The following is a 249-nucleotide window of genomic DNA, read 5'->3' on the forward strand; positions in this document are numbered from 1 at the left end:
CGTGAGAGCCAGCGCAAAACGCGCCTAGAAGGCGGTGGGTGTGCGTGCCGGCAGACCGGTCAGGCCGCACAGGCGCTGCAGCACGCCGTACCCCTGGGCCAGCGCGGCCGCGTAGGTTGCGAAGGGCCGATCGCCCTTTTGCACCGGCTCAAAGCGCCCGTCGCGGCGCACGTCTTCGTGGATCACCCAGTAGAAGGTGCCGTCCTGCGGCTGCTCCACCAGCAACCCGATTTTGCGAACCTGCATGCT

Annotated in this window: 1 protein-coding gene; it reads right to left on the reverse strand. The window is 67.9% G+C overall.

What is annotated here, in order from left to right; translation table 11 throughout:
* Positions 1 to 24: 24 nt before the first annotated feature.
* Positions 25 to 249, reverse strand: a 225-nt coding sequence (locus tag NR201_RS22585; protein WP_256850197.1) for a hypothetical protein, incomplete at its 5' end; no start/stop codon positions are given.

It is taken from the genome of Pantoea sp. Fr-CA_6 (genome assembly GCF_024520895.1).
Taxonomy (GTDB): Bacteria; Pseudomonadota; Gammaproteobacteria; order Enterobacterales; family Enterobacteriaceae; genus Pantoea; species Pantoea agglomerans.